Source organism: Verrucomicrobiota bacterium (genome assembly GCA_039192515.1).
GTDB lineage: Bacteria > Verrucomicrobiota > Verrucomicrobiia > Methylacidiphilales > JBCCWR01 > JBCCWR01.
The window spans coordinates 1-6,265 of sequence record JBCCXA010000072.1 but is presented as its reverse complement, the minus strand read 5'-3'; the positions used below and the strand labels follow the sequence as shown (position 1 = coordinate 6,265).

Sequence of the window (6,265 nt, the reverse complement as noted above, 5' to 3'; positions counted from 1 at the left end):
GCCTGCTAAAAACCGCGCCTAGAAAAATTTTTCCTTAGCCGCCTGTGTGCCTAGAGCTAGCAGCTCCTGTCCCTAGCATTCATCGGAGAAAAACAACTTCCATCACTACGACTGCACCAGGGATGTTTATACCTATGTCAATCAGAATCCCTGGACAAAGTTCGATCCAGAAGGGCTACGTGGCAAGAAACAGGATGATAGATCTCTTGCTGAGCGTAAGAGGGATCAAAAGAAAACTGAAACTCAACTTAAGAGAACAAAAGGTCTTTTAGACAAAGCTCAAAGTGGTAAAAGAAAACAACAGCTAGCACAGAAAGTTGGAGAACTTGAGAAAAGTTCTAAACAGCAAAAGGCAGAAATAGCTTTCATTACCGAAATAGAAAGAATTTCTAATCTTCCTCCTGGAGGAGAAAAATTAACTGCTCTGAAGGATATGTTTGGAGGAACAAATAATATCCCAAGCTCAGTCCTTGCTCAGACAGTAGAAGGTTCTATGGCAGATGTTAAATTTGCTGAGTTTGGAGAAGGAGTTTTAGGGCTTTCACTAAATGCTATAGCTGGACCTGGTATTAATACTGCATTAAAAGGTTTAGGTGGTCTAGGGACTAAGAGTGCAATCGTTAAAACATCTGAAGATATTGTTGTTCCAACGGTTGATGATATTATGGGTATAAATAAAGCTGCTGGAGGAACTACTACTTTAACTGGTGAGGTAGATACTGTTATAGCTAATATGCAGTATCAAAGCACTGTTAACGGGAAAGCAGCAGTGGCTATAAGAGATATTGCTGGTAGGCATATGTTTAACGATGGTAACAAAAGAACTGCATCAGCAGTAGCGCAGAAAATAATTGGGAGTAATGGGGGTTCAACATCTGCTTCTCAAATAAGAGGGGTTGTAAATCAAGTTGCCAGTGGACAATTAAGATCTGTAGATGATATATCTAGTGCATTAAGTAAATAAAAATGAATAAAAACACTATAAAACAAGTAGAACAGCTTTTAATTGAACTAGACATCGATTGCGATCCTTCATTAGATTATTTATCAAAGTATTTTTCTGCTTTTAATAAAATATCTGAGGAAGGATCTTCGGTTGTTATTAAAACTGATGGAGCACGTGCCGCTAAGGAAAAATTTACAGTTGTAATATCCGGTGGGGAACTAGGTGATGACATCTTTTTTAGAAATGATGGAGAATCCCTGCAAGAATTAATGTCGGATGCAATCGTTTTCTATAATGACGAAGTTTGGGAATTTGATATTTAGAAGCTTTAGAAAATTTTATGTTGAAGGTAGTTATTGTCTTATTTTGGATTGTTCAAATTTCATTACTGCCTTTGTCTGTTTCTTTTGAAATGGGTGGCGAAAGCGAAGTCACGTCAATTGGTTTATACCATTCGGCAATTAAAATTGTTACAACAGGCTTTCCTGGAGAGAGTAAATTTTATTTTAATGTGAGCAAACCTGACTTCTCAGTTCTTATTCCCGGAAGCTTTTCTAATGAAGAATTAAAGTTTAATAGTTTTTGGATACCTACATGGCCAATAGCAGCCTTATTTTCGATATTCTATTTTATTAGTCTCAAACGAAAGAAAAGCAACTAACCAAAGCTCCTTGCGTTTGGAGGGAAGAGTAGCTGTCATGGTCTAGTGCTTGCTTTGGGAGAGCTTCGCACAACAGGCCAGTATGCCAAGCACCGCCTTGAAGAAACTGGGAGCCCTTCCTGGGAGGCACCTTCCCAGAGTCGGTTGCTCTGACATACCGGCGTATTGTGCGCGAGCCGTTGCCCACGGAAGTCTCCTGGCTCCCGCATAGACCACGCCAGCTTCCTCCCACGCACCCCCATAGTTCATTCGCTACGCCTGGCTCCGCTCATCGTGATAAGAGGCATCCATGCCTGGGTTGCGAGGACGTCCTGTCCTCGCTAAGAAACCGCCCCAAACCCTATGTCATAAACATCGTAGGATGACACCTATGACTTTTACGATTATGACTACGATGGCAGTCTTCACGCCAGCGTAGCTGTCATTTGACTGCTAGGACATACCCAACACACCCAAGTTAGGCCTCCGGCTACTTCTTCTCCTTGCTCTTGCGAGGGGAAGAAGTAGTTTAAGGTTTTTTGTTAGGAGTGGTTATAAACCTTTTAATGATTCTTCAATAATTCTTTCAACTTCACGTATTGTAAATTCGTGTGGTGTATTAGCTCCTCTTTCCCAAGCTTGGAGAGTCCGCTTATTCACACCCCAAGCTAAAGCCGCTTGAGCTTGGCTTAGACCAAGTTGTTCTCTGGCCTTTTTTAATTTTTCCGAAAAGGTTGGTTTGTTGCTCATTGAGTAAATGAAAATGTTAGGCAGGAATAGTTTTCTGTGCAAATGACTTTCTAAATGAGTTGACTAAATATACTAGAGTCTAGTATAAACTGCGAATAGCTATACTAGATGCTAGTATAAATGAATATAAAACTCATAAGGAGATTAAATGCCAAAAGACGATCAAGGAACCCGCTTAACCAAACTACTACTTCGTTTGTTGGAGTATGCACAGACGGAGTTTCAACAGAGTGAAGTGCTCAAGCAAATCATCAAGGATCTGGAATCAGAAAGAGATAGGAATACCGACTATGAACCAGGACAAAATTAAAGGCTCTAAGAAGAAAAAAGGGCTTAAACACATTTCAGCTCAACTTGTTGATTGGCTTATAGAATATGAAAACCAGCATCTAGACCAAGCAGATAAAATACACCAACTACTCAGAGCTCTGGAAAAAGAGGTTAATTCATGAAGCTGCAAATTTCAGAAGAAACTCAGGAAGTCTTCATTGATCTAGAAGATCGCTTATATCGGCTCCGTGGCATGGAGAAGAATAATAACCTGGAAGTGCTCAAACTCAATCTGCGCATCAAAGCCAATGACCGAATTCATTTTGATACGCTAGATCTCTATAACGCCCGCTCCCGTAAATCTTTCGTAGCGGTAGCTTCTGATATCACCGGAGCTTTGAGAGAAGAGATTGAAAAGGATCTCACCACCATCATTGAACTAATTGAGCCATATCAAGAAGAACGTCTCAAACAAAAACTACAAACTTTTGATCAAGCTCCCGAACTTTCACCTGAGCAGGAACAAGAAGCCTTAGCTTTTCTTAGAGATCCCAATCTCATCGAGAAGATCCAACAGGACTTTGACAAGGTGGGTCTAGTTGGTGAAGAAAGCAACAGACTCTTAGGCTACTTGATCACCATCTCACGAAAGTTAGACAGACCGCTTTGCGGTCAGATCATGGCGCGTAGCGCCTCGGGCAAATCCTATTTGATGAATGCTCTCCTTTCCTTTGTTCCACCGGAGGATAAACACGTCATGACTTCCTTAACAGCTCAGGCTCTCTTTTACATGCATGAAGAAAGCTTAAAGAACAAAGTCTTAGCGATTCCTGAAGATGAAGGCAGCACTCAAGCAACCTATCCTTTGAAAATATTAGGTTCTGAAGGTGAACTAACACTTGCTGTGACTGTCAGAGATCCAGATTCCGGCTTTCCTCAAACCAAGATTCGTAAAATCAAAGCTTCCGTTGCTCAATTGACCACATCAACCAAACCCGAAATTGATTACGAGCTTGGAACAAGATATCTCATTCTCACAGTCGATGAATCCCAGGAGCAAACCAAACGGATTCATGCAGCACAGAGAGAAGCTGAAACCCTCAAAGGACATTTCAAACGAATTGATAAAGAAAAGATTCTTAATTTACATCACAACGCACAGAGACTTCTCAGACCTTTAGCGGTGCACAACCCTTATGCCGAGCAACTATCCTTTCCCGATGATCAACTCAGACTTAGAAGAGACAATCCCAAGTTCCTAGGACTAATCCGAACCATTGCTTATCTCAGGCAATATCAGAAGACAGTCGAATCCACAGAATACAAAGGCAGAAAGATTGATTACATTGAAGTGGATAAACAAGATATTGAGATTGCTCATGGGCTAGCTAAAGAATTCCTAGGCCGCACGCTCGACGAACTCTCACCGCCTACACGTTCATTCCTCCTTGTTCTCGATGACATGGTTGAATCACTAGCGGAGGAAAAGAACCTCAAGCGACATGAAGTTCGCTTCACTCGCAAAGAGGCCAGAGAGTTCACCAAATGGGGAGTGACGCAGGTTAGAGATCATCTAGAGAGACTTGTCGAACTGGAATGGATCATCCGGCATAGGATCGATGGCCCTGGTGCTCAATATTGCTACCAGCTCGTTTATCAGGCCCAAGAGTCTCAAGGATGGGATTTACCTCAGATTCAGGATGTCGGAGGGCGTCGGCCAGTTGTCGGACGTAAGACTGTCAAGCGAAGAGCTTCATCCTAAACCACTTACACACCAAATCACCCACTTGTCGGAGATATTCCAGGAGGCAAACACCAAATGTTTTATAAAGATCTATTAGAAGAAACCCTCAAAGATATCCGTAGCCAGAAAGATCCTCTTTCTATAGGCTACTTGCTAGGCCGCTACCTAGAACACCTCAAGGTCAGAAACTACACCGACCAGACGGTTTATTCTAAGGCTAAGACATTAAGACAGTTTCGCTGTTACTGTGAAGAACTAGGCATTACTCAAGCTAGACAGGTGACCAGAGAAACGATTCTCAACTACCAAAGTCATCTTTATCACTACAAGAAGGCCGATGGCAAAGGCTTATCAGTCGGAACCCAAAAAAGCTGGCTCAGTATGGTCAGAAGCTTCTTTGGCTGGCTCACTAGGGAAGAGCATATTCCGCACAATCCCACGGCGAATATAGAGATGCCTAGAAAGGAAAGTAGACTTCCAAAAATGATCTTAAATCACGATGAAGTGGAAGCCGTGATGAATGTGCCCGATGTAGCCAAGCCAATGGGCATCCGCAATCGAGCAATTCTAGAGTTCCTCTATTCGACTGGGGTGAGAAGGACCGAATTGTGTTCTCTGAATCTAGGCGATGTTGATTCCGTTCGTTCCCTAGTCAGAGTTGAACAGGGTAAAGGCCATAAGGATCGATACGTGCCGATTGGAAGCAGGGCATTGCAGTGGTTAGACAAATACCTCATTGAGGTTAGGCCAATCTTACTAGCTGAAGGTACGGACGACTGTGAACAAGCCTTGTTTCTCAATGCTCAGGGGACACGAATCAAGCCCAGTCGAATCACCCATCAAGTGAGTCAATGGATTGACAAAGCAGATATCGGTAAATCTGGTAGCTGTCATTTATTTAGACATAGTTTTGCCACAGGTCTTCTTGAAAACGGATGCGATATTCGTCATATTCAAGAAATGCTAGGTCATGAGCATCTTGAGACCACACAAGTTTATACTCATGTGAGTTTGAGAGAATTACAACAAGCTCATGAAAAATGTCATCCAGCAAAAATATCTTTATAAATTTACTTTATGAAATTTGTGCCACTCTCGAGGAAAGAAATACAAAGTCGAGATGACATGTCGTTCAGAGTGAAAATGACACAAATTCAGTTAGAAGCTATTTGTTGTCGTCTTAAGAGACCAGTATTGATTAAAGAGTGTAAATCTTTAATTAAATCAAAAAAGTTTAAGCTATCATCTACATCCAAAATAGATGAAATAAAAAAATGGCTTTTGAATGGTTGGAATACAGAGCATCTACTACATGTAAATTTAGACTATCTTGATGGAGATGCTTTAAGAAATTCGTTGCAGTGGGGTTTTGCACAGGCTTATTACTCTGTCTTTGCAATAACTCTGAGTTATTTTGAAGCTTTTGGGAAGGGGCAAAAATCACATAAAGCTGTCATGAAAGAATTCTCAACTATGATAGATGCTGGAAGATATCCAATTAGCATAGGTTTTTTAGCTAAAGGAGGGAAGACTATAGATTACAAAAATATAGATAAAAAAGCTCGCTATAGTTCTGTAGATTTTAATTCGTTGGATAGTGAAAGTATCGACTCTCAGATAGCTTCATTTTTAAAGGCAACTAGCGAAAGAGAATTGCAAAAACAACTTAAAGACATGAAACTTAAAACTGATGATAATAAGCCTAGGCAAAAATTTAATAAGAAACATTATGATAATGCATCAAAGAAAATTGGGTATACTTCAATCTTAAATTTATTATACAGAAATCGTATTAAAGCAAATTATAGTGATATAGATACATATTTTTCGGATCAACTAGATGTTCGGAAGATGTGTTTATGGTTAAAGCAGATAGTAGGTTCTTGTAATATAGTTCATGAATTTATGCTTAATC

General features: G+C 40.7%; 9 protein-coding genes. 8 read left to right on the top strand and 1 reads right to left on the bottom strand.

Annotation, left to right across the window (positions count from 1 at the left end):
• Positions 1–433: 433 nt before the first annotated feature.
• Genes AAGA18_15700 through AAGA18_15690 form a run of 3 tightly spaced genes read left to right on the top strand, consistent with a single transcriptional unit; the run spans position 434 to position 1,607 of the window.
• Complete coding sequence (locus AAGA18_15700) at positions 434–964, top strand: Fic family protein (protein MEM9446786.1); 531 nt, start codon at positions 434–436, stop codon at positions 962–964.
• Between the two features lie 2 nt (positions 965–966).
• Positions 967–1,269 carry a hypothetical protein gene (locus AAGA18_15695; GenBank protein ID MEM9446785.1) on the top strand — a complete coding sequence of 101 codons (303 nt, stop codon included), beginning with the start codon at positions 967–969 and terminating at the stop codon, positions 1,267–1,269.
• 17 nt (positions 1,270–1,286) lie between these two features.
• Positions 1,287–1,607, top strand: coding sequence for a hypothetical protein (locus tag AAGA18_15690; GenBank protein MEM9446784.1), 321 nt, complete (start codon positions 1,287–1,289; stop codon positions 1,605–1,607).
• 531 nt (positions 1,608–2,138) lie between these two features.
• Here the strand turns inward: AAGA18_15690 and AAGA18_15685 are convergent.
• Positions 2,139–2,336: a helix-turn-helix transcriptional regulator gene (locus AAGA18_15685; protein MEM9446783.1), complete on the bottom strand. Its 198-nt coding sequence runs from the start codon at positions 2,334–2,336 to the stop codon at positions 2,139–2,141.
• A gap of 148 nt (positions 2,337–2,484) precedes the next feature.
• Between AAGA18_15685 and AAGA18_15680 the strand changes: the two genes are divergently transcribed.
• The 5 genes from AAGA18_15680 to AAGA18_15660 all read left to right on the top strand — a co-directional run.
• A complete protein-coding gene (locus AAGA18_15680; protein ID MEM9446782.1) occupies positions 2,485–2,646 on the top strand; it encodes a hypothetical protein in 162 nt (53 codons plus the stop codon).
• Positions 2,627–2,788, top strand: coding sequence for a hypothetical protein (locus tag AAGA18_15675; protein ID MEM9446781.1), 162 nt, complete (start codon positions 2,627–2,629; stop codon positions 2,786–2,788). The genes AAGA18_15680 and AAGA18_15675 overlap by 20 nt, the downstream gene beginning before the upstream one ends.
• On the top strand, positions 2,785–4,368 hold the full coding sequence (locus AAGA18_15670; protein MEM9446780.1) for a hypothetical protein: 1,584 nt from the start codon (positions 2,785–2,787) through the stop codon (positions 4,366–4,368). Before AAGA18_15675 ends, AAGA18_15670 begins: the two co-directional genes overlap by 4 nt.
• Positions 4,369–4,425: 57 nt before the next feature.
• Positions 4,426–5,418, top strand: coding sequence for a site-specific tyrosine recombinase XerC (gene xerC / locus AAGA18_15665; protein ID MEM9446779.1), 993 nt, complete (start codon positions 4,426–4,428; stop codon positions 5,416–5,418).
• A gap of 75 nt (positions 5,419–5,493) precedes the next feature.
• Positions 5,494–6,265, top strand: a 772-nt coding sequence (locus AAGA18_15660; GenBank protein MEM9446778.1) for a hypothetical protein, incomplete at its 3' end; no start/stop codon positions are given.